Genomic DNA, 25,022 nt, shown 5'->3' on the forward strand with positions numbered 1-25,022 from the left:
TGGTCCCCCTCCCCGTGCCGGGGAGGAGTTGTGAGCCTCGGCCGTCTGAACCATGTCGGGGTCGCCACGCCTTCGATCGCCGCTTCGATCGCGATGTATCGCGACCTGCTGGGCGCGGACGCCATCGGTGAGCCGTTCGATCTGCCGGCGCAGGGGGTGAAGGTGTGCTTCATCGACGCGCCCAATACGCAGATCGAATTGATCGAACCGTATGACGATGCATCGCCGATCGCGGGGTTTTTGGCAAAGAATCCGGCGGGCGGACAGCATCACCTGTGCTTCGAGGTGACGGACATCCATGCCGCGATCGCCGACCTGACCGCCAAGGGCGCGCGGGTGCTGGGGACGCCGCGGATCGGGGCGCATGGGACGCCGATCGTGTTCGTCCATCCGCGCGACTTGGGCGGGGTGCTGATCGAGTTGATGGAGACCCCGGCGGGTCACTGACCCCTTCCCCTTGCCACTGCGATCTGATTGAACCCCTGCCCATGAACACGCCGATCCGCAAAGCCCCTGGTAGCCCCTCCCCCGTCCGTGCCGAATGGGGCCGGACGGTCGAGGCGAAGCTTGCCGCGATCTCCGGCATCCGCCGCGCCAAGACCGAGGCGGCGGTGCTGTTCGCGCTTCCCGATTTCCTGTCGAAGGATGAATGCGAGCTGCTGATGGCGACGATCGATGCCGGGCGGCGCAAGTCGACGTTGCTGACGAGCAGCAACGATCCCAATTTCCGGACGTCGGACAGCTGCGACCTCGACCGCTGGCACCCCGATCTGCAGCCGATCGACGAGCGGATCGCGCATCTGCTGGGCATCCCGCCCGAATATGGCGAGACGATGCAGGGGCAGCGCTACGCGCCGGGGCAGCAATTTCGCGCACATGCCGATTATTTCAACGAGAACGAACATTATTGGGCGCCGATGGCGGTGCAGGGCGGGCAGCGGACCTGGACGGCGATGGTCTATCTGAACGAGGTCGAACAGGGCGGCGCGACGTGGTTTCCGGTCGCCGGCGTTCGCTTCAACCCGCGGCCGGGGATGCTGGTCGCGTGGAACAACATGAACGCCGATGGCAGCCCCAATCTGTCGACGCTGCACGAGGGGATGGCGGTGGTCGATGGGACCAAATACATCATCACCAAGTGGTTTCGCGAGCGGCCATGGACCCCGACCGTGCAGCCATAAGCAGCCAAAGTTCACTAAGTTCACACTCGCGGCGTTTCGTGCGCCGTGGCGTTTCCTGATTGCATTCCGTCGTCCCGAGCTTGAGCCCGTGCCCTGCTTTTCAACAAGGGCTGGAAGGCAGGCAGGACTCCGGATCAAACCGGAGTGACGAGGGTGGCGGTTCAACGGCGTGTAGGAAAGCGCGATCGGCGCGGTGGCGGGGCATTCGTGACACCCCGCCGCCCTTCCTTCACGCCTTCTTGCGCGCCCGCTTCGGGGCCGCAGCGGCTTCGGTGTCTTCTTCCTCGTCGGGCGTTTCCTCGCCCGCTTCGCTCAGCGCTTCGCCAAGGGCACGCAGCTTGTCCTGCTGCTTGTCGGCCTTGTCGGCGATCTTGGTCGTGGCCGCACCCAGGCGGTGGAGCAGGTCGTGGACCCGGTCGCTATCGGGTGCGTCCTTTTCCAGTTGCTTGCGCAGCGAGGCGAGGTCGCGCAAGATGCCCTTGGCACCCGACACGTCGGTATCGGCCAGCGCCGCTTCCCAATCCTCGATCATCGTCGCGCCCTTGGCGGGCTTGGTATCGTCCAGTCCGCGATTGATCGCGTTCATCGTTCCGGCGAATTTCAGGGCCATGCAAAAGCTCCTCGAACGGCAAGCTGCACGCGCAGCCGCCGGACAACGAGCGAGGCGGGAGCCGGCCCCGGCAGGAACCAACTATTTGTTTTTGCCGGGGTCCGGAACCTTCGTCAGTCGACGCGGATACGGGTGCCACTGTCGAAGCCGTCGGCCATCAGCCGGACGATCGCATCGGCGACGCGTTCGGGTGGCTTGACCGACTGGGGATCTTCACCCGGATAAGCGCGCTCGCGCATCTTGGTCCGGGTGGCGCCGGGATCGACGATCGCAGTGCGGACCGGCGAGATGTTCGCCATTTCGAGCCCGTAGCTGGCGATGATGTTGTCGAACGCCGCCTTCGACGCGCCGTACATGCCCCAATAGGCGCGCGGGGCGGCACCAACCGACGAGGTGACGCCGACCACCCTGCCCGACCGCGCGAGGCGGAGCATCGGCGAGAAGGCAGCGATCAGCGCGGCATTGGCGGTGACGTTGAGCGCCATCACCTTGTCGAACTCCTTCAGGTCGAACGACGGCACCGGCCCCAGCGTGCCGAGCGCGCCGGCGTTGAGCACCAGCATGTCGAGCGCGCGCCAGCGTTCGGCGATCGCCGAGACCAGTTGCGGAATGGCGGTGCGGTCGTAGAGATCGACCGGCGCGATCGTCGCCGATCCGCCGGCGGCGTAGATCGCGTCCTCAACCTCCTCCAGCCCGCCTGCGGTGCGCGCGGTCAGGATGACGTGCGCAGCCTCCGCTGCCAGCGCGATGGCGGTGGCGGCACCGATGCCGCGGCTGGCACCGGTGACGAGGGCCAGTTGCCCCTTCAGTCGATCGCTCATCCGACGCGTTCGGCCAGCATTGCCAGTTGATCGACCGAGCTGGTTTCGTCCTGATCGGTCAGCGGCGTCGGATAGTCGCCGGTGAAGCAGGCGTCGCAATATTTCGGGCGTACCGACGTGCGCGACGCTTCGCCGAGCGCCCGGTACAGCCCGTCGATCGAGACGAAGGCAAGGCTGTCCGCCTGGATATAGTCGGTCATGCCGCCGAGATCGAACTTGGCGGCGAGCAGCTTGGCGCGTTCGGGGGTATCGACGCCGTAGAAGCAGCTGTGCCGGGTCGGCGGCGAGGCGATGCGCATATGCACTTCGGCCGCACCGGCATCGCGCATCATCTGCACGATCTTCAGGCTGGTCGTGCCGCGGACAATCGAATCGTCGATCAGGACGATACGCTTGCCCTCGATCAGCTTGCGGTTGGCATTGTGCTTCAGCTTGACGCCCAGATGGCGGACCTTGTCGCCCGGCTGGATGAAGGTGCGGCCGACATAGTGCGAGCGGATGATGCCCAGTTCGAACGGGATGCCCGACGCCTGCGCATAGCCGATCGCGGCGGGCACGCCCGAATCGGGGACCGGGATGACCAGATCGGCCTCGACCGAGTTTTCCTGTGCCAGTTCGGCACCGATCGCCTTGCGCACCGAATAGATCGAGCGGTCGTCGCTGATCGAATCGGGGCGCGAGAAATAGACCCATTCGAATATGCAGGGACGCGGGGACAGCGGCGCGAACGGGCGGATCGAGCGCAGTTCGCCATTCTTGACGATGACCAGTTCACCCGGTTCGACTTCGCGGACGAATTCGGCGCCGACCACGTCGAGCGCGACGGTTTCGGAGGCGAAGATGTAGCCGTCGTCGCCGAGCTTGCCCATCACCAGCGGCCGGATGCCGAGCGGATCGCGGCAGGCGATCATGCCCTCGGGCGTCATGCAGATCAGCGAATAGGCGCCTTCGACCTGCTTCAGCGCATCGATGAACCGGTCGAGCAGCGTCCGGTAGTTCGACGTGGCGACCAAGTGGATGATGACTTCGGTGTCGCTGGTCGACTGAAAGATCGATCCGGTGCGGACCAGATCCTTGCGCAGCCGCATGGCGTTGGAAAGATTGCCATTATGCGCCACCGCGAACCCGCCCGACGCCAATTCGGCATACAGTGGCTGGATGTTGCGGTTCGACGTCTCGCCGGTGGTCGAATAGCGGACATGGCCACAGGCGGTGGCGCCGGGCAGCGATTCGATGATTTCGGGGCGATCGAAATTGCCCGCGACATGGCCCTGCGCGCGCTGGGTATGGAACATGGCCCCGTCCCAGCTGCAAATGCCGGCCGCTTCCTGCCCGCGATGCTGGAGCGCATGAAGGCCGAGGGCCACCAGCGCCGCAGCGCCGTCCGCGCCGGATACACCGAAAATGCCGCACTCCTCGCGCAGCTTGTCGTCGTCGAATGGATGGGTGGTGAACATAGGCCCTTCCGGGGATAAGCGTGTCACGCGGCTGCCATATAAGTAGGCGGAATCGATTTGTCGCCCTTTGATCGTCGATTGCGGCGGAACCGTGATCGGGGATAGGAGTTGCGGCGATGGACAATCGCGATACCGGACTGGTGCTGAACCCGAAATTCGATGGCGACGGCCTGCTGACCGCGATCGCTGTCGACGCCGCCAGCGGCGAACCGTTGATGGTCGCGTTCATGAACGACGAAGCGCTGCGGCTGACGCTGGAGACGCGCGAAGCGACCTTCTGGTCGCGGAGTCGCGGGCGGTTGTGGAAGAAGGGCGAGACGTCGGGCAACGTGTTGCGCGTGGTAGAGGCGCGGATCGATTGCGATCAGGATGCGGTATGGCTGCGGTGCGAACCGGCGGGACCGGCGTGCCATACCGGGGCGGACAGCTGCTTCTTCCGGCGGATCGAGGGCGATCGGCTGGCGCCGGCGACGTGAAGCTTTGGGTCGTGGCGGCGCTGATGCTGGCGGGGTGTTCGCCGTCGGCAGCGCCGGGGGACGAATCCGCAACGCTGGAACAAGCGGCGATTGCGCGCGGGGTGGTGCGCAACCCGGCGGCGACGACGCCGATCGGGCTGTACGCGCGCGAGGGGGACCGGCTGTGCATCGCCGGCGACCGGATCGGCATGTTCGTCGATTATGGCGACGATATCGGATGCAGCGGGCGCGGGACGTTCACGCGCGACGGCGAGGCGCTGCGGATCGATCTGGGCAATGGCTGCGCATTCGAAGCCGCGTTCGATGGCGATCATATCCGCCTGCCCGGTGCGTTGCCGGCGACGTGCAAGCGGCTGTGTACGAGGCGCGCATCGCTTGCCGGCTTCGAGGTCAACCGGTTGAGCGAAAGCGGGTCGGAGGCGGCGGCGCTGCGCGATCCGAAGGGGCGGCAGTTGTGCGGTTGATGCCGCCGGTTACGCCTTCACCAGCGTCACCTGCGCGACGGTGATGCCGCCGCCGCGAAAGCCGCCTTCGCAATACATCAGATAGTAGCGCCAGAGATCGGCGAAGCGGTCGTCGATCATCGGCAGGCGGCCATCGGCGCGAGCCTTGTCGAACGCTTGCCGCCACAGGCGCAGCGTCTCGGCATAGTCGAGGCCGAAGCGGCGGACGTCGCGCCATGCAAGGCCCCGCGCCTCGGCCAGCGCGCGGAAGCGGGGCTCGGACAACAGCATCCCGCCGGGAAACACATGCGCCTGAATGAAGTCGACATTGCGCGCATAGGCATCGAACAGCGGTTCGGCTATGGCGATATACTGGATCGCGGCCCGGCCACCGGGTTTTAGCCGGACGGCGATGGCATCGAGATAGGCCGGCCAATATTCCCGACCCACCGCCTCGACCATTTCGATGCTGGCGATCGCGTCATAGGTGCCGGTGACGTCGCGATAGTCGGTCAGCGACACGGTGACGCCGGTCAGCGCGAGGGCATCGACGTGGCGCTGCTGCTCGGTCGACAGGGTGATCGCGTCGACCCGACGCCCGGCATCCGATGCGGTGCGGGCGAACGAACCCCAGCCGCAGCCGATTTCGAGGATGCGGTCCCCTGGACGAGTGGCGGTGCGATCGAGGATCGCCGTCAGCTTGGTATGCTGCGCTTCGACAAGGCCGGTCCTGCCGTCGAAGATCGCGCTGGAATAGGTCAGCGTCGGGTCGAGCCATTCGCGGTAGAAGTCGTTGCCGAGGTCGTAGTGCGCGGCGATGTTGGCGCGGGCGCCGGGGCGGTCGTTGCGGCGAGCGCGGTGGGCCAATCGGCGAAGCAGCCGCGATACGCCGCCCGCGCGCGCGGCGCTGCGGAGCGTTTCGGCATTGCGCATGAACAGGTCGAACAGTGGAACCGGATCGGGGCTGGACCAGTCGCCATCGGCCCAAGCCTCGTACCAGCCGGCCGACCCGCCGCGCGCCAGCCGCCACATCGCGCGCCAGCGGTGGAGCACGACCACCGCGACCGGCCCCGGTGCATGGCCGCCGACCCGGCGGAGGGTGCCGTCGGGCAGCGTCGCCTCGATCGCGCCCGCGACCAGACCAGCATCGATTCGGGCCAAGGCCCGGCGAAACAAGGGAGACAGGAAGCGATAGGGGTCGGACGACATCGCGCGCCTACATGCACGGCGCGCGCCCGCCGACAAGAGGGATCAGATGCCGCGCGCCGCCGCCAGCGCGCGCTCGCGTGCCTCGCGGTGCTCGATGATCTTTTCGGGATAGTCCTTTGGCCGGCAACCGGCGGCGTCGGGATCGTGGATCGCTTCGTCCGACAGGTGGGCCAATTCGGGCACCCAGCGGCGGATGTAATCGGCGGCGTCGAACTTCTCGGACTGGGTCAGCGGGGCCATGATCCGCCCGAACATGTTCGAATCGACCCCGGTGCCGGCGACCCATTGCCAGTTGACGGCATTGTTGCCGAAATCGGCATCGACCAGACAGTCCCAATACCAGCGCTCACCCTCCCGCCAGTCGATGAGCAGATGCTTGATGACGAAGGACGCGGCGATCATCCGCACGCGATTGTGCATCCAGCCGATCTGCCACAGCTGTCGCATCCCGGCATCGACGATAGGGTAGCCGGTGCGGCCCTGTTGCCAAGCCTTCAGGTCGCGGTTTGCGGCCGCCCCGGTCCGCCATTTCAGCTTGTCGTAACGCGGGCGGCCATTGGTGTCGGCATAGTCGGGCATCGACAGGATGACGCCGCTGGCGAAATCGCGCCACGCCAGTTCCTTGCGATAGGTGGTCAGGCTGTCGCCCTGTTCATCGAGCGCTGTCCAGACCTGTCGCGGGGAGATTTCGCCATGGTGGAGGTGCGGCGACAGGTTCGAACTGCCGTCGATCGAGGGCAGGTTGCGCGCCTCGGCATAGTCGTCGAGGCGGCTGGTAAAGGATTTGAGCGCCTTCAACGCGCCGTCCTCGCCCGGCTGCCATGCTTTGCCGAAAGCGGTTGACCAGTCTGGCTTGGTCGGCAGTAGCTTCCAATCGGTCAGCTTGTCGGACTTTGGCCATTTCTCCGGCGCGGGGATGGCGCGTGGCATCGCCAGCGGTTCGTCCGGGGGCAGCATCTGGTTCAGCGCCTTCCAGAAGGACGAATAGATTTTGAACATGCCGCCAGAGCCAGTGCGGACGCATTCGGGCGGACGCAGATGGTTGCCGTCGTGCAGCGTCAGATCGTCGCCGAGTTCGTCCTGCGCCTTAACCCACCATGGTTCGTAATGGCGCATGGCATGGACGAGCGACGCGCCAGTTTCGTGCATCAGCTTGCGCAGTTCGGCGACCGCTTCGCCCCGGCGCATGATCAGCCGCGATCCCTTCGCCTGTAGCGCGTCGTCCATGGCGGCGAGGCTGTGGTGCAACCACCAGCGTTGCGCGCCGCCGATCGCCCAGTCGCCGGGGCTTTTGTCGTCGAGGATGTAGACCGGGACCACCGCAACGGCATCGATCGCGGCGACGAGCGCGGGCTGGTCGCGCAGGCGGAGGTCCTGGCGGAGCCAGAGGATTACGGGTTCGGTCATGCGACAGGCGTTACGCCTGCGCCGCGATCCCGGTTCCCTGCGCCACCGCGACGATCGATGCGATATGGCGATGGGCGACTTCGAGCAGGTCACCATAGCCGCCGCCCAGTGCACTGGCGATCGGCAGGCCGCGTGTCCGCGCCAGTTGCCCGATCCAGCGGTCACGTTCGTTGAGGCCCGCCTTCGTCAGCGACAGCCGACCCAGCCGGTCGTCGGCGAAGGGATCGACCCCGGCCTGATAGAGTAGCAGCGACGGCGCGAAACTGTCGATGAGGGGCACGAGCGTCGCTGCCAGCGTCGAGAGATATTCGTCGTCGCCGACGCCGTCGGGCAGACCGACATCGAGCGTCGAGCGGGCTTTCCGTGCCGGGAAGTTCTTTTCGGCATGGATCGAATAGGTGGCGAGACCGGTGCGTCCGGCGAGCAGCGAAGCGGTGCCGTCGCCCTGATGCACATCGACATCGATCACCAGCACCCGCTCGCAGGTGCCTTCATCGACCAGCCGGTGGGCGGCGATGGCGAGGTCGTTGAACACGCAATAACCCGCGCCGGTATCGGCCAGCGCGTGGTGGCTGCCCCCGGCAGTATTGGCGGCATAGCCGCGCTCCATCGCCACGCGGGCAGCGGCATAGGTACCGCCGGGGACCGCGACCGCGCGCAATGCCATGGGTGGGGTGACGGCGAAGCCGATGCGGCGTTCCTTGGCCGGGGGTACGCGCGCCTCGATCACCTCGGCGACATAGCTGTCGTCATGGACCGCTTCGATCCAGTTGCGCGGCATCGGTTCGCCTTCGTGCCAGTCGATCGCCGGCCCCATCCCCAGCAGCAGGTCGCGGACGAGACCGTTCTTGCCCCAGCGATAGCGGCTACCCGGCGGGCTTTCGGCAACGTAATGCGGATGGTGGATAACGGGGATCACGCCGCCCAAGATAAGATGCCTTTGGTCCTCGCAAAAGCGGTGAGGCGCGGATAGGACGCGGGCATGGACAAGACCACCCTCCCCTATCGCCCCTGTGCGGGCGTCATGCTGATGAACCGCGACGGACAGGTGTTCGTCGGACAGCGGCTCGATTCGACGCTGGAGGCGTGGCAGATGCCGCAGGGCGGGATCGACGAGGGTGAAGAAGCGCGCGACGCTGCGGTTCGCGAGTTGCGCGAGGAAACCGGGGTAATGCCCGACAAGGTACGGCTGATCGCCGAGGCGCCGGGGGAATTCCTCTACGACCTGCCCGACGACATGATCGGCCGGATCTGGAAGGGGAAATGGCGCGGACAGCGGCAGCGCTGGTTCCTGTTCGCGTTCGAAGGCGAGGATGGCGATATCGACATCGCCACTCCGGAGCCTGAATTCCGGGCATGGCGCTGGGCCGACCCAGCCGATCTGCCGACGATGATCGTACCGTTCAAGAAGACGTTATACGAACAGGTGCTGGCCGCATTTGCGGATCACTTGCATCGGTGAAGCGCGCGAAAGCTGCGATGAACGGTTCAGCCTGACGACAGGCGATCGGCTATAGCGGGCGACGATGCCCAATCCCGCGCTCCTCCTGCCGCTCGGCCTGTATTTCGCGGAACCGCCGCCCGAACCCGATCTTCCGATCGAGATCCGGACGATGCTGGAAGAGGCGATGGCGTCGGGCAACGACAACGACGTCGCGACGATCGTCCGCTATGCGCGCAAGGCTGCGCCGAAACATTCGCAGAAGATCGCCGATCTGGCATCGCATTATACGTTCGAACGGACCGAGAAGACCGAGAAGCGGCTGCGCACCGCGTCGTTCGGGGCGCTGGTGAAGGGGCGCGCGGAAGTCGGTGGCTGGATCAACAGCGGCAATTCCGACAGCCTGGGCGTCACCGCCGTGCTCGACCTGTCGCGCGAAGGCTATCGCTGGCGACACAAGCTGAAGTTGCAAGCGGATTATCAGGAAAATAACGGCATTCCGACGCGGGAACATTATCTCGGCGCGTTCGAACCCAACTACAAGGTCGACGACCGGCTCTATATCTATGGCGCCGTGCAGTATGAATCGGACAAGTTCTTCGGCTATTACGACCGCTATTCGGCGTCGAGCGGTGCGGGCTATACCGCGATCGCACGCGGACCGGTGACGCTCGATCTGGAACTGGGGCCGGCGTTCCGGCATACTTCGTTCACCACCGGCACCGTCGAGCGCAATCTGGCGGCACGTGGGTCTGTCGATTTCGACTGGCGGATGACGCCGGCACTGACGCTGCGGCAGGATACGTCGGCCTATGTCCAAGCGGCGAACAGCACGGTGACCAGCCTGACGGCGGTCGATGCCAAGCTGTTGGGACCGCTGTCGGCACGGCTGTCGTACAACGTCCAGTATGAAAGCCGCCCGCCGGTCGGGCGCGTCAATACCGACACCACGGGGCGTGCATCTTTGGTCTATGCTTTCTGAAGCGAGCAATCCCGGTTACACGGGGGCATGGATGGGACGTATGAAGAAGCCCGGCTGATCGAAACGATCGACGGCCCGGCGATGCAGGCACAGGTCGAGCGATGGGTCGCGGTCAATAGCGGCACGCGCAACCTGTCCGGGTTGGCGACGATGGCCGGGTTGCTGGCGGACGATTTCGCCGCGCTGCCCGGCGCAATCGAACTGATCGATCCTGATCCGGTTGAGACGGTCGACGGCGACGGGAAGGTGCGCGCGATCGACCATGGCCGCCATCTGCTGCTGCGCGTTCGACCGGAGGCGCCGGTGCGGATGCTGTTCACCGGGCATATGGACACCGTGTACGGCGTGGACCACGCGTTCCAGTCCGCACGCTATCTGCCCGATGGGTCGCTGAACGGCCCCGGTGCGGCCGATATGAAGGGCGGGCTGTCGGTGATGCTCGCCGCGCTGAAGGCAGTCGAGGCGGCGGGGATCGGCGTTCGCTTCGGCTATGACGTCGTCATCAATTCCGACGAGGAAACCGGATCGTTCGCCTCCGCCCGGCTGATCGAGGGCATGGCGGCGGGCAAGGTCGCGGCGTTCACCTATGAACCGGCGCTGCCCGACGGGACGCTGGCCGGCGCGCGCGGCGGGACCGGCAATTTCTCGATCGTGGTCCGTGGGCGCAGCGCCCATGCCGGGCGCAATCCGGAAGAAGGGCGGAACGCCATCGTCGCCGCCGCCGACATCGCGCTACGGCTCAACGCGGTGAAGGGGCCGCGACTGGCGGTCAATCCGGCGCGGATCGAGGGCGGCGGACCGAACAATGTCGTGCCCGACCATGCGGTGTTGCGCGTTAATTTCCGCCCGCACGGACAGGATGAGATCGCGCGTGCTCGGTCGCAGATCGATGCGGCGACGGCAATGGTCGCCGCCGCCCATGACGTCGGCGTCGCGGTGCATGGCAGCTTCAACCGGCCGCCCAAGCCGATCGATGCCGGTGCCGCCAAGCTGTTCGCGCTGGTACAGGCGGTTGGGCACGACCTGTCGATCCCGATCGGCTGGCGCGACACCGGCGGGGTGTGCGACGGCAACAACATCGCCGCACAGGGCGTGCCGGTGATCGACACGATGGGGGTGCGCGGCGGCGCGATCCATTCGGCCGAGGAATACATGATCGTGGACAGTCTGGCCGAACGCGCCGCGCTGTCGGCAGTCGCCATTTCGCGTATCGTGGCACAGGGGGGTTTGTGACGTTTCGTATCCGCGCAGCACGCGAAGAAGACCTAAAATATCTCTATGAAATGGCCAAGCTGACCGGGGGCGGGTTCACCAACCTGCCGCCCGATCGCAACGCGCTGATGACCCGGCTGGAGCGCAGCGCCATCGCCTTCAGTCACGAGGAGGATGCCCCGCGCGACGAGGTGTTCGTACTGGTGCTGGAGAATATCGATACCGGCGAGGTGCGCGGCACCTGTCAGGTATTCACCAAGGTCGGGCAGCGCTGGCCCTTCTACTCCTATCGCGTCGCGACGCTGACCAAGCATAGCGAGGCGCTGGGGCGGACGTTCCGTGCCGATATCCTCAATCTGGTCAACGATCTGGAAGGGTCGAGCGAGGTCGGCGGGCTGTTCCTGCATCCGGGCGAACGCGCGGGGGGTCTGGGGCTGTTGCTAGCCCGGTCGCGCTATCTGTTCATCGGGCGGCATCGCGGGCGCTTTGCCGACCGGGTGCTGGCCGAATTGCGCGGGATCATCGACGAGGCGGGCGGGTCGCCCTTCTGGGACGGGGTGGCCGGGCGCTTCTTCGGCATGACCTTTCAGGATGCCGACCAGTTCAATGCGATTCATGGCAACCAGTTCATCGCCGACCTGATGCCGCGCCACCCGGTCTATATCGCGATGTTGCCGGAGGCGGCGCGAGCCGTCATCGGCCTGCCGCATCCCACGGGGCGGGCAGCGATGCGGATGCTGGAGAATGAAGGCTTTGCGTACGAGAATTACGTCGACATCTTCGACGGCGGCCCGACCATGACCGCGCGCACCGACCAGATCGCGACGATCCGCGACCGGCGCGAGGGCAAGGTCGTGGCAATCGACAACGGCGGCGGTAAGGCGTCGCTGCTGGCGACCGGGCGGCTGGCCGATTTCCGCGCATGTCTGGGCGAGGTGACGGTCCGCGACGACGGGATCGTGATCGATGCGGAGGCGGCACGCGCGCTGGGCGTCGAGGTCGGCGACACGCTGTGTCATGTGGGGCGGTGACGATAGTGCGGGAAATCAATTTCGACGGGATCATCGGTCCCAGCCATAATTATGCGGGGCTGAGCCACGGCAATCTGGCGGCGACGCGCAATGCCGGGGAGGTGTCGCGGCCGCGCTTGGCGGCGCTGCAGGGCATTGCCAAGATGCGCGCGAACCTCGCACTGGGGCTGACGCAGGGGATCCTGTTGCCGCACCCGCGCCCGGACCCGCGGTGGCTCGGGCGGCTGGCGACCGATTATGTCGCCGCCCCGCCGCATCTGCGGGCGCAGGCGTTGTCGGCGTCGGCGATGTGGGCGGCCAATGCCGCGACCGTGTCCCCTGCCGCTGATTGCGGGGACGGGCGCTGCCACCTGACCGTCGCCAATCTGGTGACGATGCCGCATCGCAGCCACGAATGGCTGGAGACGCTGAAGCAGCTCGAACTCGCCTTTGCCGATCCGGCCTTCGCGGTACATGGACCGGTCCCCGCCCCGTTCGGTGACGAGGGCGCAGCCAACCACATGCGGCTGTGCGACGCGCATGATGCCGAAGGGGTCGAGGTGTTCGTGTATGGCGTGGCGGGCGGTCCGTTCCCCGCGCGCCAGCATCGCGAGGCGAGCGAGGCCATCGCCCGCGCGCACTGGCTGGATAGCGACCGCACCTTGTTCGTCCGGCAGTCTGACGAAGCGATCGCGGCCGGGGCGTTCCACAACGATGTCGTCGCGGTCGCCAACGAACGCGTGCTGTTCGCGCATGAACAGGCATTCCATGACCGCGACGGTTTCCATGCCGACCTGCGGCGCGCGATGCCGTCGGTCGAGATCGTCGAGGTGCCGGCCGATCGGGTAAGCCTGGCCGATGCGATCGCCTCCTATCTGTTCAACGCGCAGTTGGTGACATTGCCCGATGGCGGCATGGCGCTGATCTTGCCGGCCGAGGCGCGCGAGACCGAATCGGTGTGGACGTGGTTGCAGGAACTGGTCGCGGGCAACGGCCCGATCCGGCGGCTGGAGGTGGTCGACGTCCGCGAATCGATGGCCAATGGCGGTGGTCCGGCTTGCCTGCGGCTGCGGGTGGTGGCCGATCCGGCGACGATCGATCCGCGCTTTCTGGTCGACGATGCGAAACTTGACCGGATCGCAGCGGTGATCGAGGCGCATTGGCCCGAACGGATCGCACCGACCGACATCGCCGATCCGGCACTGATCATCCGGATCGGCAAGGCACGCCATGCGCTTCTCGAAGCGCTCGACCTTGTCGGGTTAATTGACAGTTAACCATGTTGCTTGGTCAGAAACCGGCGAAAAACCGCCAGTGGTACGTAAATTGCGTGACTTCGAACCATGCTGACCCGGCTCAAGAACCTGTTCACGATCAAGTCGAAGTTCGAGGCGTTCCTCGTCATCTACGGTCTTGCCGTGGGGGCGGTGGAACGCGGGTTCCATTATATGCAGATGTACCCGGGGATCGCCGGCAAGCTGATGTTCGCGGTGTGCCCGATCGCGGTGTTCATGGCGGGTACGCGCATCATCGATTCAATCGACGCGGACAGCGAGGTTCGCTAGGGGCGGCGCATGCCTCGCGAGATAACCGCCTATTCGAACCCGATGGTGAAGGCCGCGCGCAACCTGCGGGAGAAGCGCCATCGCCGCGACCAGCGCCGCTTTCTGGCCGAAGGGCTGCGCATCCTGACCGAAGCGCGCGAGGCGGGCTGGCTGCCCGCCGAACTCTATTTCGCGAGCGACGCGCCGCATCCGCTGCTGGAAACATTGATCGACGAGACCGAGGCGTCGGGCGGCATCGCCATCGCCACCACGGTCGATATCCTGTCGAAACTGTCGGGCAAGGATAATCCGGGGTCGGTGGTCGGCGTCTATGACGAATTTTCGACCGAGCTGACGGGCATCGACCGGCGCAATGCGTCGCTATGGCTGGTTGCCGAACGGCTGCGTGATCCGGGCAATCTCGGCACGATCCTGCGCACCGCCGATGCGACGGGTGCGGGCGGGCTGATCCTGATCGACGAGTGCGTCGACCCGTTCTCGGTCGAAGCGGTGCGGGCGAGCATGGGGGCGATCTTCACCGTCGCGGTGGCGCGGGCCGACTGGACGACGTTCAAGACGTGGCTGCGGGGCGGTCCGGGCACGCTGGTCGGGTTGAGCCTCGACACGACGCAGGATTACCGCGCGGCGACCTATCCCGACCCCACCTTCCTGCTGACCGGCAACGAGGCACAGGGCATGCCCGAGCATATGGCGACGGAATGCGATCTGCTGGTCAAGATCCCCATGCTGGGCAAGGCCGACAGCCTGAACGCGGCGGTGGCGACGGCGGTGATGGCGTACACCGTGCTCGGGCAGCATCGCCCCTGAACCTTTGGGAGTGCGGCGCATTCAGCGGGGATGACACGCCCGACCTTTGCCGCCCTGCCCGCCGCCGATCTCGATAGTCTCGATACGCCCAGCATCGTGCTGTTCGGCGCGAGCGAGGCGACGCCCTATGACGATGGCGAACCGAGCCATTCGGCCGATGCGCCCGCCGCGATCCGCGCGGCGTCGCTGGGGTTTGCGCGGCAATTGTCGCAGATCGATTTCGATCTGGGGTTCACGCCCTTCCCCGATCCGAACGACGCGCGCGGCGTCGTCGATCTGGGCGATGTCGATACCCGACCCGAGGACGCAGCGGGCAATCGCGAGCGGATCGAAGCGACGACGCGCGCGGTGCTTGCTGCGGGTGCGGTGCCGATCGTGCTGGGTGGCGACGATTCGGTGCCGATCCCGTTCGCGGCGGGCTTTGCCGACCGCGAGCCGCTGATCGTCGTGCAGATCGATGCGCATGTCGATTGGGGCGACGATATCCGCGGGGAACCGCTCGGCTATGGATCGCCGATGCGACGGCTGGCGGAAATGCCGCATGTGACGGGCATGGTGCAGGTCGGCGTGCGCGGTCTGGGCAGCGGCGGTGCGTGGCAGATAGAGGATGCGCGGAACTGGGGCAGCCGGATCGTCACCGCTTACGACCTGATCCGGAGCGGGATTGACGCGGCGATCAATGCAGTGCCGGCGGGTGGACGCTATCTGGTGTCGATTGATTGCGACGGGATCGACCCGGCGGCATTCCCGGCGGTGGCGATGCCGACGCCGGGAGGCCTGCGCTATGAAGAGGTCGTGCTGCTGCTGCGCGCACTGGCCGCGAAGGGTGAGATCGTCGGGCTGGTGCTGGCGGAATATGTGCCGGCGCGCGACGATCCGCACCGGTTGTGTGCGACGATGGCGGCACGGATCGTGGCGGTGACGATGGGCTTGATCCTCGGCGATAACGGCCAGACACCGCCGCTCCCCGCCTGAGCCGCTATTCCGCCGCTGTCTCGGCCTGCTCGGTGCGGTCCTCGACGGCTTCCTCGGCCTGCGCGATCGCGACGGCCAGCTTGGTCAGCGGGCGCGGCGATTGCTCGACGACCGGCAGCGGATCGATCGACTTGCCGGCGGTGTCGATGTTGAGCGTTTCGAACCGCTTGGCCGAGGTCATCACCTGCGATTCGAGGCTGCCGACGAACGCGTTATAGGCGGTGTTCGCCCCTTCGAGATTCTTGCCGAGCTTGGCGACATGATCGCCCATCTTGGCAAGGCGGGCATGGAGCTCGCGGCCCAGCTGGCCGATCTGGCGCGCTTCGCCTGCAAGCTTCTCCTGCCGCCAGACCGCCGCGACGGTACGGGCGATGGCGATCAGGTTGGTCGGCGTCGCTATCAATACGCGGCGGTCGAAGGCATAGTCCCACAGGTCGGGGGCGTGTTCGAGCGCGGCGGCGAGGAAATGCTCGCCCGGCACGAACATCACGACATAGTCGGGCGTATCCTCGAACTGCGACTGATAGCTCTTGGCGCCGAGCGCGTTGACATGGTTCTTCATCGACGCGACGTGCGCGGTCATGAAGGCGGCGCGCTCGACCTCGTCGACGGCGCCATGCGCGTCCTGATAGGCGTTGAGCGAGACCTTGGCGTCGATGACCAGGCTCTTGCCGCCGGGTACCTTGACGATCGCGTCCGGACGCAGGCGACCTTCGCCGTGATCGACCGAGACCTCCATCTGGAAATCGGTGTGCTCGGCGAGGCCGCAGGTTTCGAGGACGTTGCGCAACTGTTGCTCGCCCCAGCGACCGCGCGCCTTGGGTGCGGAGCGCAACGCGTTGACCAGCTTCGCCGCTTCGCTCTTCACCGATTCCTGACCGACGCGCATCGCGTCCATCAGGCCCTTGAGCGTGCCATAGGCTTCCTGCCGCTCGCTCTCGACCTTGCCGATGCTGGCTTCGTAGCGCTTGAGCGTCGCCTCGACCGGAGCGAGCAGCGCTTTCAGTTTCATCTCGTTGGTGTCGCCGGCCTGCGCGAAGCGTTCCTGCGCGCGTTGCAGGAAGGATTTCTGCGCGCCGTCGAGCATGATCTGCGCGGTTTCACGGAATTGCGAGGCCATCGCCTCCCGCGCGTCCTTGAACTCGGTCAGCCGTTCCTCGAACGCCGCCGCATTGGCTTTCAGCGCAGCGTGGTCGAGAAGCAACGCGTCGCGATCGGCGCGAATTTCGGCCAGTTCCTCGCGCAGCGTCGGCACTTCCTTGGCGCGTTCGCTGGCGAGAGCGAGGTCGGCGATGGCGGCCTTGAAATCATCCTCGCGCTTGTCGCGCTCCTCGCGCAGCGACTGGACCTGCCGGCTGCCCATCAGCCAGCCGATCGCCAACCCCGCGAGCAGGACGGCGGCGACGATGACGATGACGAGCGGGTCCATGCGATACTCCGGGTGGAACGGACCCGGAACCTACCCCCGCCCCGCCCGCCGGACAAGGCGAACGGGGATCGGTTCGTCGCTTACGCCGCCTTGCGCGCCTTGTTCAGCTTCTTGATGACCATGTCGCGCTTCAGCCGCGACAGATGGTCGATGAACAGCACACCGTTCAGGTGATCCATCTCGTGCTGGAGGCAGGTCGCCATCAGTCCGTCGAGCCATTCGTCATGCTGCTCGCCCTTCTCATCGAGCCATGCCACGCGGCAGCGCGCCGGGCGGACGACGTCGGCATATTGCTCGGGGATCGACAGGCAGCCTTCCTGATAGGTCGACAGCTCTTCCGACTCTTCCTCGATCACCGGGTTCACGAACGCCCTGGGCGCCTTGATCGGCTTGCCCTCTTCGTCTTCCTCGTCCTGCAGATCGATGACCAGCACGCGCTTGGGCACCGCGACCTGGATCGCGGCGAGGCCGATGCCGGGGGCGTCGTACATCGTCTCGAACATGTCGGCGATGAGCGTCTTTACCTCATCCGTCACGCCGTCGACCGGTTCGGAGACGAGGCGGAGGCGGGGATCGGGAATTTCGATGATCGGAAGAATGGCCATAGCGGTTAGCTAGGTAGCATATTTCGAGCGGTCAAGCGACCGGACGTCGTGCTCTCAGCGCCTGCGCCAGCGTCCCTTCGTCGAGATAGTCCAGCTCGCCGCCGACCGGCAGGCCATGGGCGAGCTGGGTCAGGCGGACTGGGAATTTCTCGATCCGCTCGGCGATGTAATGGGCGGTGGTCTGCCCTTCCAGCGTGGCGTTCATCGCCAGCACGACTTCATCGATGCCGCCCGCCGTGACCCGGCCGACCAGCGAATCGATAGCAAGGTCGTCGGGGCGCACCCCCTCCAGCGCCGACAGCCGCCCGCCGAGGACATGGAAGCGGCCGGGAAAAAGGCGCGCGCGGTCGAGCGCCCACAGGTCGGCGACCTCCTCGACCACGCACAGCGATCGGTCATCGCGGCGCGGATCGGTGCAGATACCGCACGGATCGGTGGTGTCGACATTGCCGCACACCGAACACGTCGCCAGATTGCGCGCCACCCGGTCGAGCGCGACCAAGAGCGGATCGAGCGCAGTCTCGCGCTTCTTGACCAGATGCAGCACCGCGCGCCGCGCCGAACGGGGGCCGAGACCGGGAAGGCGGGAGAGCGCCTGCGTCAGCGCGTCGATTTCGGGAGAGGCCATTGTGACCAAGATAGGGGGTTGCGCGCGCCGACGCCACGGTGTCGAGAGGAGGGATGCGGATCATCTTCATGGGCACGCCCGATTTTGCGGTGCCCATCTTTCAGGCGCTGGTCGATGCCGGGCATGACGTCGTCGCGGCATACAGCCAGCCGCCGCGCCGCGCCGGGCGTGGCAAGGCGCTGACCCCCTCCCCCGTGCATCGTTTGGCCGAGTCGCTGGGGATCGAGGTGCGGGTGCCGGAGACGTTGCGCCATCCGGCGGTGCAGGCGGACTTCGCGGCGCTGGAGGCGGATGTGGCGGTGGTGGCTGCCTATGGCTTGCTGTTGCCGCGCGTCGTGCTGGATGCGCCGAAGCTCGGGTGCCTGAACGTCCATGGGTCGCTGTTGCCGCGCTGGCGCGGGGCGGCGCCGATCCAGCGCGCGATCCTGGCCGGGGACGCGGAGACCGGGGTCGGCATCATGCAGATGGCGGCGGGGATGGATACCGGACCGGTACGGTTGGAGGGGCGGACGCCGGTTGCCGGTAAGACCGCCGGCGAACTGGCCGAGGAATTGAGCGCGATGGGTGCGCGGTTGATGCTGGAGGTGCTGGCCGACCCGGACGCCTATCCGCCGGTCGAACAGGCGGCCGAGGGCGTGACCCATGCCGCCAAGATCGACAAGAGCGAGGCGAGGCTGCGCTTCGATGGCAGCGCGGTGGAGGCCGAGCGGCAGGTGCGCGCGTTCAATCCGGCACCCAGCGCCTTCTTCGAACTGAATGGCGAGCGGGTGCGGGTGCTGGCGGCGGAAATAGTCGACGGGTCGGGTGCGCAGGGGACGGTCGTCGACGATGCGCTGACCATCGCCTGTGCCGAGGGCGCGTTGCGGCCGACATTGGTCCAGCGCGCCGGGCGGGGCGCGATGACGCCGGCCGAGTTGCTGCGCGGCTTCGCGATCCCCGAGGGCACGCGGCTGGCATGACCCGTTTCGCATTGACAGTCGAATATGACGGGCGGCCGTTCGTCGGGTGGCAGCGCCAGTCCGAAGGGGCGAGCGTACAGGGTTCGATCGAACGCGCGCTGTTCGAGGTTACCGGGGAAAGCGCCGCCGTCCATGCCGCCGGGCGGACCGATGCCGGGGTCCATGCCACCGCGATGCGGGCGCATGTCGATGTCGCCAAGGATTTTGCACCGTTCCGATTGATGGAGGCGCTCAACGCGCGGCTGCGGCCCGATCCGGTCGCGATCCTCGATTGCCGGGTCGTGGCCGACGACTGGCATGCGCGGTTCTCGTGCATCCAGCGCGCCTATGTCTATCGCATCGTCTGTCGGCGGGCGCCGTTGACGCACGAATTGGGGCTGGCGTGGCGGGTACCGCAGGAACTGGATGCGATGGCGATGGCGGAGGGTGCGGCGCGGCTGGTCGGGCGACACGACTTCACGACCTTTCGATCGGCGCATTGTCAGGCCGACAGTCCGATGCGGACGCTCGATCGACTGACGGTCGAGCGCGATGGCGACCGGATCGCGATCCATGCCGCCGCCCGGTCATTCCTGCACCACCAGGTGCGCTCGATGGTCGGCTGTCTGGCGATGGTCGGACAGGGGAAGCGGACTTCCGACGACCTTGCCGGTATTCTCGCCGCGCGTGATCGGGCGGCGCTATGGCTCAACGCGCCGCCCGACGGGCTGTATTTCGTGGGCGCCGAATACCCCGGTTGAGCCTCAAAGTTCACGAAGTTCACACTCGTACGCGGTTTGCGCCATTGCCGGTTTCGCCCTGCCCCCGCCGCCGATCCTAAATGACAGGTCGGCGGCGAGTAGGAAAGTCAGCGGACCAGCCGCGCGACCAGTTCGACATGGGTCGACCAGCGGAATTGTCCGACCGGCTGCACCCAATCGAGACGATAGCCGGCCTGAACCAATGTCTTCGCATCGCGCGCGAAACTACTGGGATTGCACGAAACATAGGCGATGACCGGCACCCTGGACTCGGCCAGTGCTGCCGCCTGTTCGCGTGCCCCCGCGCGGGGCGGGTCGAGGATGAGGGCGTCGAAGCGATCGATCTCGACGGGCGTCAGCGGACGGCGGAACAGGTCGCGGTGATCGGCGACGACCGGGCGACCGGCGCGGGCGGCGGCGAGTTTCAGTGCCATGATCGCCTCGCGCCCCGCTTCCCCGGCATAGGTGCGAACGTTACCGCCGCGCGACAGGGTGAAGGTGCCGAGGCCCGCGAACAGGTCGGCGACGATAGCGGCGCCGGCAATGGCTTCGTCGACCGCGGCGATCAGTGCCGCCTCGCCATCACCGGTCGCCTGCAGGAAGCTGCCGGGTGGGAACGGAACAGGCACGCCGCCCAGCGTTACCGTGACCGGTTCGGGTTCCCAGCGCGCCTCCGGCCCCATGCCGTCGTCGATCGACAGCCGGGCAAGGCCCTGTTCCTGCGCGAAGATGGTCAGTGCTTCGGCGGCGGCGAGTCCTTCGGCAACCTTGCCGATGATGAGCACATCGACGCCCTGATCAACGCGGGCGAGATGGACGTCGGCACGGGTTCGATCCTTCAGCGCCGTGGCGAGCAGGCGGCGCAACGGGGCGATGGCGTCGAACAGTTCAGGCAGCAGGACATGGCATTCGCGGACGTCGACGATGCGGTGGCTGCCGGCCTCGGTAAAGCCGAGCGTCACCTGCTTGCCACGGCGATCGCCATGCAACGTCGCGCGGCGGCGGGTCTTGGGGGCCGAGAGGATCGTTGGGCGAACGGTCGCGGTCAGCGATTGGGAGGCAAGCGCACCGGCGACCCGGTCGGCAACGAAATCGAATTCCGACGGTAGATCAAGATGTTGCAGCTGACATCCGCCACAGGTCGGGAAGTGTCGACAGGGTGGCGTGGCATGATGCGGCCCCGGTTCGACCGACCCGTCCCCGAGCAGCCGGTCGCCGGGCGCGGCGAACGGGACATGAACGCCATCGCCGGTCACGCCCTCGCCCCGCGCCGCGACGCGGACAATCACATCGTCATCGATCAGCGACATTCGGCGATCGCCTGTCCCAGATGGTCGATCAGCGCATCGGCGAAGAAGGCCGGCCCGGAGAGGTGGGCGGCGCGGGCGTGCAGCCAGACCGCCTGTTCAGCCGCCGCCGACCCGCCCGGCCGCAGACGCGCCGCGAGCGTGCCGGCCAGCACGTCACCGGTGCCGGCGGTCGACAGCCACGACGGGCCATGGGTAGAAATTATGGCAGTGCCTTGCGGGCAAGCGATCACGGTATCGGGGCCTTTATGAACGATGGTCGCGCGCGCCTGTAGCGCAGCTTCACGGGTGCGGTCGATCTTGTTACCGGTCTTTGCGGCAAACATACGGGCAAATTCACCTTCGTGCGGAGTCAGCCATGTCGGTGCGGTGCGGGCGGCGATGCGTTCGGGGCCGGCCTGTCCGAGCAGCGAGATCGCATCGCCGTCGATTACCAGTGGCGCGTCGGCGGCGAGCGCCCTGTCGAGCAGGGCGCGGGCATGGTCGTCACGACCAAGGCCGGGGCCGATCAGCACCGCCGCCAGCCGATCGTCGTTGAGCAACGCCTGCGGATCGGTGCGGCGGACCAGTGCGTCGGGGCCGCCCTGCCCCGCATCGTCGCCGGTCAGTACGACATAGCCCGCCCCCGCCGACAGCGCGCCACGCGCGGCGAGCCTTGCCGCGCCGGGCATCGCGCCGCCGAGCACGGCGATCAGGCCGCGACTGTATTTGTGAGCATCGCGGGCTGGTGCAGCGATGGCGGGACGTTGGATCGTGCGGGTGGCCGTGGGCAGCCCTATGCCGAGGTCAGCAAGGACCACGTGCCCCATCCGACCCGTATCGGGTCCGGTAAGATGGGCGGGCTTGAGGGCTCCCAGCGCCACGGTCAGATCGGCGCGACCGGCACCGGTGAAACCTTGCTCGGCATCGCTGTCGACCCCGCTCGGCAGGTCGATCGCGACGACGAACGCATGTTCCGACAGGGCGGCGAGCGGATCGGCGAGTTCGGGGGCGAGCGGGCGGGTGAGGCCGGTACCGAACAGGCCGTCGACAAGGATCGGGCGAGGCTCGGCTTCGTTCAGGTCGAGTACCGGACCGGTCCATTCGGCGCGCATCCGGGCGGCTGCACCTTCGGTCGTTCCGGGGAGCGCGACGACGGTTACATCGCAGGCCCAGTCCCGTAAAGTTCGTGCGACTACAAAGGCATCGCCGCCATTATTGCCGCGTCCTGCGAGGACGAGAATCGGCCGGCCGAACGCGATCCGGCGCACCTGTTGCGCGACGGCCGTACCGGCGCGTTCCATCAGGTCGTCCTGCGCGACGCCGGACGCGAAGGCGGCTGCCTCCGCCGCGCGCATTTCTGCAGCACGCAGGACCGGCGCCCCGGTCGGAAAAAGGGTCATCGGGCGACCGGACCGACCGTGGCCGGCAGCCGATACCGTGCGTCGCCGATCGCGACCTCGATCCGGTCGTTACCGATGACGGTAACCTTCGCGACCTCTGCACCATCCGCCGCGATCACCCCGCGCCCGTCGCGGGTAATGCGGAGGCGATGAAAACCGCCATCGGGCTGGCGGAGCGTCAGGATCGTGTCGTTGCCGTCGGCAGTGCGTTCGATCGTGCAGTCGGCCGCGACTGGCGCCGTGCCCGTCGCGCATTCGATGCGCCCGGCATCGGCAGCGGCAGTGCGCTGCTCCGCGTCGACATTGGCGAGGACATTCGGGTCCGGGCGCCGGTCACAGGCGCCGAGCAGCAGCGCGGGGATCAGGAAAAGGCGTTTGTCGATCATGGCCGATCGATACCACAGGGTGGCAGACGCGTATCCCCCGCCTTTCGCCGTCAGGGTTCAGATGGGGAGCAGGCAGTTCCGCGGCCTGCGCAAGACCTCCGGGAAAGTCCGCTGCCAATCCCGGAACCCTTCCGTATCCCCGCGACCGCGAGGGTCCAGAGCCACGCAAAGTCGAGGCTTGCGCAATCTGGCTCTGGATCCCCGCCTACGCGGAGATACGGTCGAGCGGACCTTCGCAACGGTCTTGCCTGCGCCCGCGTACCTTGCTCAGATGTCGGCGTAGACGTGACGCTCGGCCTTTGCGCCGGGATGGGTTACCGCGCCCTGGTAGGCCGGGCCGACGGTGGTCGAATAGCGCCACAGCGCCCCCGCCTGATAATCGTTCACGCGCGGCTGCCATTTGGCGCGGCGATCGGCCAGCACGTCGGGGGCGACGTCGAGGTCGATGGTGCCGGCCTCGGCATCGATGGTGATAATGTCGCCATCCTCGACCAGCGCGATCGGCCCGCCTTCTGCTGCTTCGGGACCGACATGGCCAATACAGAAACCACGGGTCGCACCCGAGAAGCGGCCATCGGTGATGAGCGCGACGCTTTCGCCCATGCCGAGGCCATACAGCGCGGCGGTGGTCGACAGCATCTCGCGCATGCCCGGACCACCCTTCGGCCCCTCATAGCGGATGACGACGACCGATCCCTCGGTGATGTTGCGTGCCTCGACGGCGGCGAAGGCGTCTTCCTCGCAATCGAAAACCCGCGCGGTTCCCGTGAATTGCAGCCGCTTCATACCGGCGACCTTCACGATCGCGCCATCGGGGGCGAGCGTGCCGCGCAGGCCGACGACGCCGCCGGTCGGCGACAACGGCGTCTTCACGTCGTAGATCACCTTCTGGTCGGGGTTCCACGTCACCTCATCGATATTCTCGCCGAGCGTCTTGCCGGTGACGGTCATGCAGCTGCCGTCGAGGAGATCGTTGGCAAGCATCGTCTTCATCAGCATGTAGACGCCGCCGGCCTCGTACATGTCCTTGGCGACATATTTGCCGCCGGGCTTGAGGTCCGCGACATAAGGCGTTGATTTGAAAGCCTCGGCAACGTCGAACAGGTCAAAATCGATGCCCGCTTCCGAAGCCATCGCCGGCAGGTGCAGCGCGGCGTTGGTCGATCCGCCGGTCGCCGCCACGACGCGCGCGGCGTTGATGAACGCGGCGCGGGTCGCGATGTCGCGCGGGCGCAGGTTCAGGCGGATCAGCTCCATGACCTGCTTGCCGGCCGCGATCGCGATTTCCTCGCGGCTGCGATAGGGGGCGGGCACCATGTTCGAATTGGGCAGCGACAGGCCGATCGCTTCACCGACGCAGGCCATGGTGTTAGCGGTGAACTGTCCCCCGCAAGCGCCATGGCCCGGACAGGCGACCTTTTCCAGCGCGGTCAGGTCGTGCAGCGGGCAGGTGCCGGCGGCGTAGCGGCCGACCGCCTCGAACACGTCGACGACGGTGACGTCGCGATCCTCGAACCGGCCGGGCAGGATCGATCCGCCATACACGAAGATCGACGGCACGTTCAGACGCAGCATCGCCATCATCATGCCGGGCAGCGATTTGTCACAACCGGCAAAGCCGACCAGCGCGTCATAGCAATGGCCGCGCACCGACAGTTCGACGGAGTCGGCGATGACTTCGCGGCTGACCAGCGAGGATTTCATCCCCTGATGGCCCATAGCGATGCCGTCGGTGACGGTGATGGTGTTGAACCGGCGCGGCATGCCGCCACCCGCCACCACGCCCTCGCGTGCAGCATCCGCCTGAAAATCGAGGGTCGTGTTGCACGGCGCGCTGTCGTTGCCGGCAGAGGCGAGCGCGACGAAGGGCTTGGCGATATCCTCTTCGGCGATGCCCATCGCGTAATAATAGCTGCGATGCGGCGCACGTTCGGGGCCGACGGAAACATGGCGGCTGGGCAGCCGCGACTTGTCGAATTGCTGGGTCATG

General features: G+C 66.7%; 27 protein-coding genes. 14 read left to right on the forward strand and 13 right to left on the reverse strand.

Annotated elements, in window-relative coordinates; translation table 11 throughout:
* The first annotated feature begins 30 nt into the window (after nt 1-30).
* Together mce and ASE59_RS04175 are read left to right on the forward strand one after the other, a co-directional pair.
* Entirely contained in the window at nt 31-447 is a 417-nt protein-coding gene (gene mce / locus ASE59_RS04170; RefSeq protein WP_056452270.1) for a methylmalonyl-CoA epimerase, read from the forward strand.
* A 41-nt stretch (nt 448-488) separates the two neighbouring features.
* Nucleotides 489-1,181 (forward strand): prolyl hydroxylase family protein, encoded by a 693-nt coding sequence (locus tag ASE59_RS04175; protein ID WP_056452273.1) that lies wholly within the window; start codon nt 489-491, stop codon nt 1,179-1,181.
* Between the two features lie 229 nt (nt 1,182-1,410).
* Here ASE59_RS04175 and ASE59_RS04180 read toward each other — a convergent pair whose 3' ends face one another.
* The 3 genes from ASE59_RS04180 to purF form a co-directional block, all read right to left on the reverse strand.
* Nucleotides 1,411-1,791 carry a hypothetical protein gene (locus ASE59_RS04180; RefSeq protein ID WP_235515635.1) on the reverse strand — a complete coding sequence of 127 codons (381 nt, stop codon included), beginning with the start codon at nt 1,789-1,791 and terminating at the stop codon, nt 1,411-1,413.
* A 113-nt stretch (nt 1,792-1,904) separates the two neighbouring features.
* Complete coding sequence (locus ASE59_RS04185) at nt 1,905-2,612, reverse strand: SDR family NAD(P)-dependent oxidoreductase (protein WP_056452276.1); 708 nt, start codon at nt 2,610-2,612, stop codon at nt 1,905-1,907.
* Nucleotides 2,609-4,069 (reverse strand): amidophosphoribosyltransferase, encoded by a 1,461-nt coding sequence (gene purF, locus ASE59_RS04190; RefSeq protein ID WP_056452279.1) that lies wholly within the window; start codon nt 4,067-4,069, stop codon nt 2,609-2,611. Before purF ends, ASE59_RS04185 begins: the two co-directional genes overlap by 4 nt.
* Before the next feature lie 116 nt (nt 4,070-4,185).
* Here purF and hisI point away from each other — a divergent pair, with 116 nt between their 5' ends.
* Nucleotides 4,186-4,545: a phosphoribosyl-AMP cyclohydrolase gene (hisI, locus tag ASE59_RS04195; protein WP_056452282.1), complete on the forward strand. Its 360-nt coding sequence runs from the start codon at nt 4,186-4,188 to the stop codon at nt 4,543-4,545.
* Nucleotides 4,542-5,009 carry a hypothetical protein gene (locus ASE59_RS04200; RefSeq protein ID WP_056452285.1) on the forward strand — a complete coding sequence of 156 codons (468 nt, stop codon included), beginning with the start codon at nt 4,542-4,544 and terminating at the stop codon, nt 5,007-5,009. Before hisI ends, ASE59_RS04200 begins: the two co-directional genes overlap by 4 nt.
* 9 nt (nt 5,010-5,018) lie before the next feature.
* Here ASE59_RS04200 and ASE59_RS04205 read toward each other — a convergent pair whose 3' ends face one another.
* From ASE59_RS04205 to ASE59_RS04215, 3 genes are read right to left on the reverse strand one after another with little or no spacing between them, the layout of a single operon-like run.
* The gene (locus ASE59_RS04205) at nt 5,019-6,197 is read right to left on the reverse strand and encodes an SAM-dependent methyltransferase (protein WP_056452288.1); all 1,179 of its coding nucleotides are present in this window, start codon (nt 6,195-6,197) and stop codon (nt 5,019-5,021) included.
* Between the two features lie 42 nt (nt 6,198-6,239).
* A complete protein-coding gene (locus ASE59_RS04210) occupies nt 6,240-7,604 on the reverse strand; it encodes a cryptochrome/photolyase family protein (RefSeq protein WP_056452291.1) in 1,365 nt (454 codons plus the stop codon).
* Nucleotides 7,605-7,614: 10 nt separating this feature from the next.
* A complete protein-coding gene (locus tag ASE59_RS04215; protein WP_056452869.1) occupies nt 7,615-8,523 on the reverse strand; it encodes a histone deacetylase in 909 nt (302 codons plus the stop codon).
* A gap of 63 nt (nt 8,524-8,586) precedes the next feature.
* Between ASE59_RS04215 and ASE59_RS04220 the strand changes: the two genes are divergently transcribed.
* From ASE59_RS04220 to ASE59_RS04255, 8 genes are all read left to right on the forward strand, one after another.
* Nucleotides 8,587-9,066 carry an RNA pyrophosphohydrolase gene (locus ASE59_RS04220; protein WP_056452292.1) on the forward strand — a complete coding sequence of 160 codons (480 nt, stop codon included), beginning with the start codon at nt 8,587-8,589 and terminating at the stop codon, nt 9,064-9,066.
* A 64-nt stretch (nt 9,067-9,130) separates the two neighbouring features.
* Nucleotides 9,131-10,027 (forward strand): YdiY family protein, encoded by an 897-nt coding sequence (locus tag ASE59_RS04225; protein WP_056452295.1) that lies wholly within the window; start codon nt 9,131-9,133, stop codon nt 10,025-10,027.
* Nucleotides 10,028-10,054: 27 nt separating this feature from the next.
* A complete protein-coding gene (locus ASE59_RS04230; RefSeq protein ID WP_056452298.1) occupies nt 10,055-11,260 on the forward strand; it encodes a hydrolase in 1,206 nt (401 codons plus the stop codon).
* Nucleotides 11,257-12,270 (forward strand): arginine N-succinyltransferase, encoded by a 1,014-nt coding sequence (locus ASE59_RS04235; protein ID WP_056452301.1) that lies wholly within the window; start codon nt 11,257-11,259, stop codon nt 12,268-12,270. Before ASE59_RS04230 ends, ASE59_RS04235 begins: the two co-directional genes overlap by 4 nt.
* Before the next feature lie 2 nt (nt 12,271-12,272).
* Nucleotides 12,273-13,526, forward strand: coding sequence for an N-succinylarginine dihydrolase (locus ASE59_RS04240; RefSeq protein ID WP_056452872.1), 1,254 nt, complete (start codon nt 12,273-12,275; stop codon nt 13,524-13,526).
* Between the two features lie 66 nt (nt 13,527-13,592).
* Nucleotides 13,593-13,814, forward strand: a complete 222-nt coding sequence (locus ASE59_RS04245; protein WP_056452304.1) for a hypothetical protein — start codon at nt 13,593-13,595, stop codon at nt 13,812-13,814.
* Between the two features lie 9 nt (nt 13,815-13,823).
* Nucleotides 13,824-14,621: a TrmH family RNA methyltransferase gene (locus tag ASE59_RS04250; RefSeq protein ID WP_056452307.1), complete on the forward strand. Its 798-nt coding sequence runs from the start codon at nt 13,824-13,826 to the stop codon at nt 14,619-14,621.
* Nucleotides 14,622-14,651: 30 nt separating this feature from the next.
* Nucleotides 14,652-15,596: an arginase family protein gene (locus ASE59_RS04255; RefSeq protein WP_056452310.1), complete on the forward strand. Its 945-nt coding sequence runs from the start codon at nt 14,652-14,654 to the stop codon at nt 15,594-15,596.
* A gap of 4 nt (nt 15,597-15,600) precedes the next feature.
* Here the strand turns inward: ASE59_RS04255 and rmuC are convergent, their stop codons facing one another.
* From rmuC to recR, 3 genes are all read right to left on the reverse strand, one after another.
* Complete coding sequence (rmuC, locus tag ASE59_RS04260) at nt 15,601-17,025, reverse strand: DNA recombination protein RmuC (protein WP_056452313.1); 1,425 nt, start codon at nt 17,023-17,025, stop codon at nt 15,601-15,603.
* 80 nt (nt 17,026-17,105) lie between these two features.
* Nucleotides 17,106-17,630: a peptide deformylase gene (gene def, locus ASE59_RS04265; protein WP_056452316.1), complete on the reverse strand. Its 525-nt coding sequence runs from the start codon at nt 17,628-17,630 to the stop codon at nt 17,106-17,108.
* A gap of 31 nt (nt 17,631-17,661) precedes the next feature.
* On the reverse strand, nt 17,662-18,258 hold the full coding sequence (recR, locus tag ASE59_RS04270) for a recombination mediator RecR (protein ID WP_056452319.1): 597 nt from the start codon (nt 18,256-18,258) through the stop codon (nt 17,662-17,664).
* Between the two features lie 53 nt (nt 18,259-18,311).
* Here recR and fmt point away from each other — a divergent pair, with 53 nt between their 5' ends.
* Both fmt and truA read left to right on the forward strand, forming a co-directional pair.
* Nucleotides 18,312-19,217 (forward strand): methionyl-tRNA formyltransferase, encoded by a 906-nt coding sequence (fmt, locus tag ASE59_RS04275; protein ID WP_056452322.1) that lies wholly within the window; start codon nt 18,312-18,314, stop codon nt 19,215-19,217.
* Nucleotides 19,214-19,957, forward strand: a complete 744-nt coding sequence (truA, locus tag ASE59_RS04280) for a tRNA pseudouridine(38-40) synthase TruA (protein ID WP_056452325.1) — start codon at nt 19,214-19,216, stop codon at nt 19,955-19,957. The genes fmt and truA overlap by 4 nt, the downstream gene beginning before the upstream one ends.
* 107 nt (nt 19,958-20,064) lie before the next feature.
* Here the strand turns inward: truA and ASE59_RS04285 are convergent, their stop codons facing one another.
* The 4 genes from ASE59_RS04285 to ilvD form a co-directional block, all read right to left on the reverse strand.
* Nucleotides 20,065-21,267, reverse strand: a complete 1,203-nt coding sequence (locus tag ASE59_RS04285; RefSeq protein WP_056452327.1) for a class I SAM-dependent RNA methyltransferase — start codon at nt 21,265-21,267, stop codon at nt 20,065-20,067.
* Nucleotides 21,258-22,646, reverse strand: coding sequence for an NAD(P)H-hydrate dehydratase (locus ASE59_RS04290; protein WP_082458059.1), 1,389 nt, complete (start codon nt 22,644-22,646; stop codon nt 21,258-21,260). The genes ASE59_RS04285 and ASE59_RS04290 overlap by 10 nt, the downstream gene beginning before the upstream one ends.
* Entirely contained in the window at nt 22,643-23,032 is a 390-nt protein-coding gene (locus ASE59_RS04295) for a hypothetical protein (RefSeq protein ID WP_056452330.1), read from the reverse strand. The genes ASE59_RS04290 and ASE59_RS04295 overlap by 4 nt, the downstream gene beginning before the upstream one ends.
* A gap of 267 nt (nt 23,033-23,299) precedes the next feature.
* Nucleotides 23,300-25,021: a dihydroxy-acid dehydratase gene (ilvD, locus tag ASE59_RS04300; RefSeq protein WP_056452333.1), complete on the reverse strand. Its 1,722-nt coding sequence runs from the start codon at nt 25,019-25,021 to the stop codon at nt 23,300-23,302.
* Between the last annotated feature and the right edge of the window lies 1 nt (nt 25,022).

This window comes from Sphingomonas sp. Leaf10, from assembly GCF_001421245.1.
In the GTDB taxonomy this organism is placed as follows: domain Bacteria; phylum Pseudomonadota; class Alphaproteobacteria; order Sphingomonadales; family Sphingomonadaceae; genus Sphingomonas.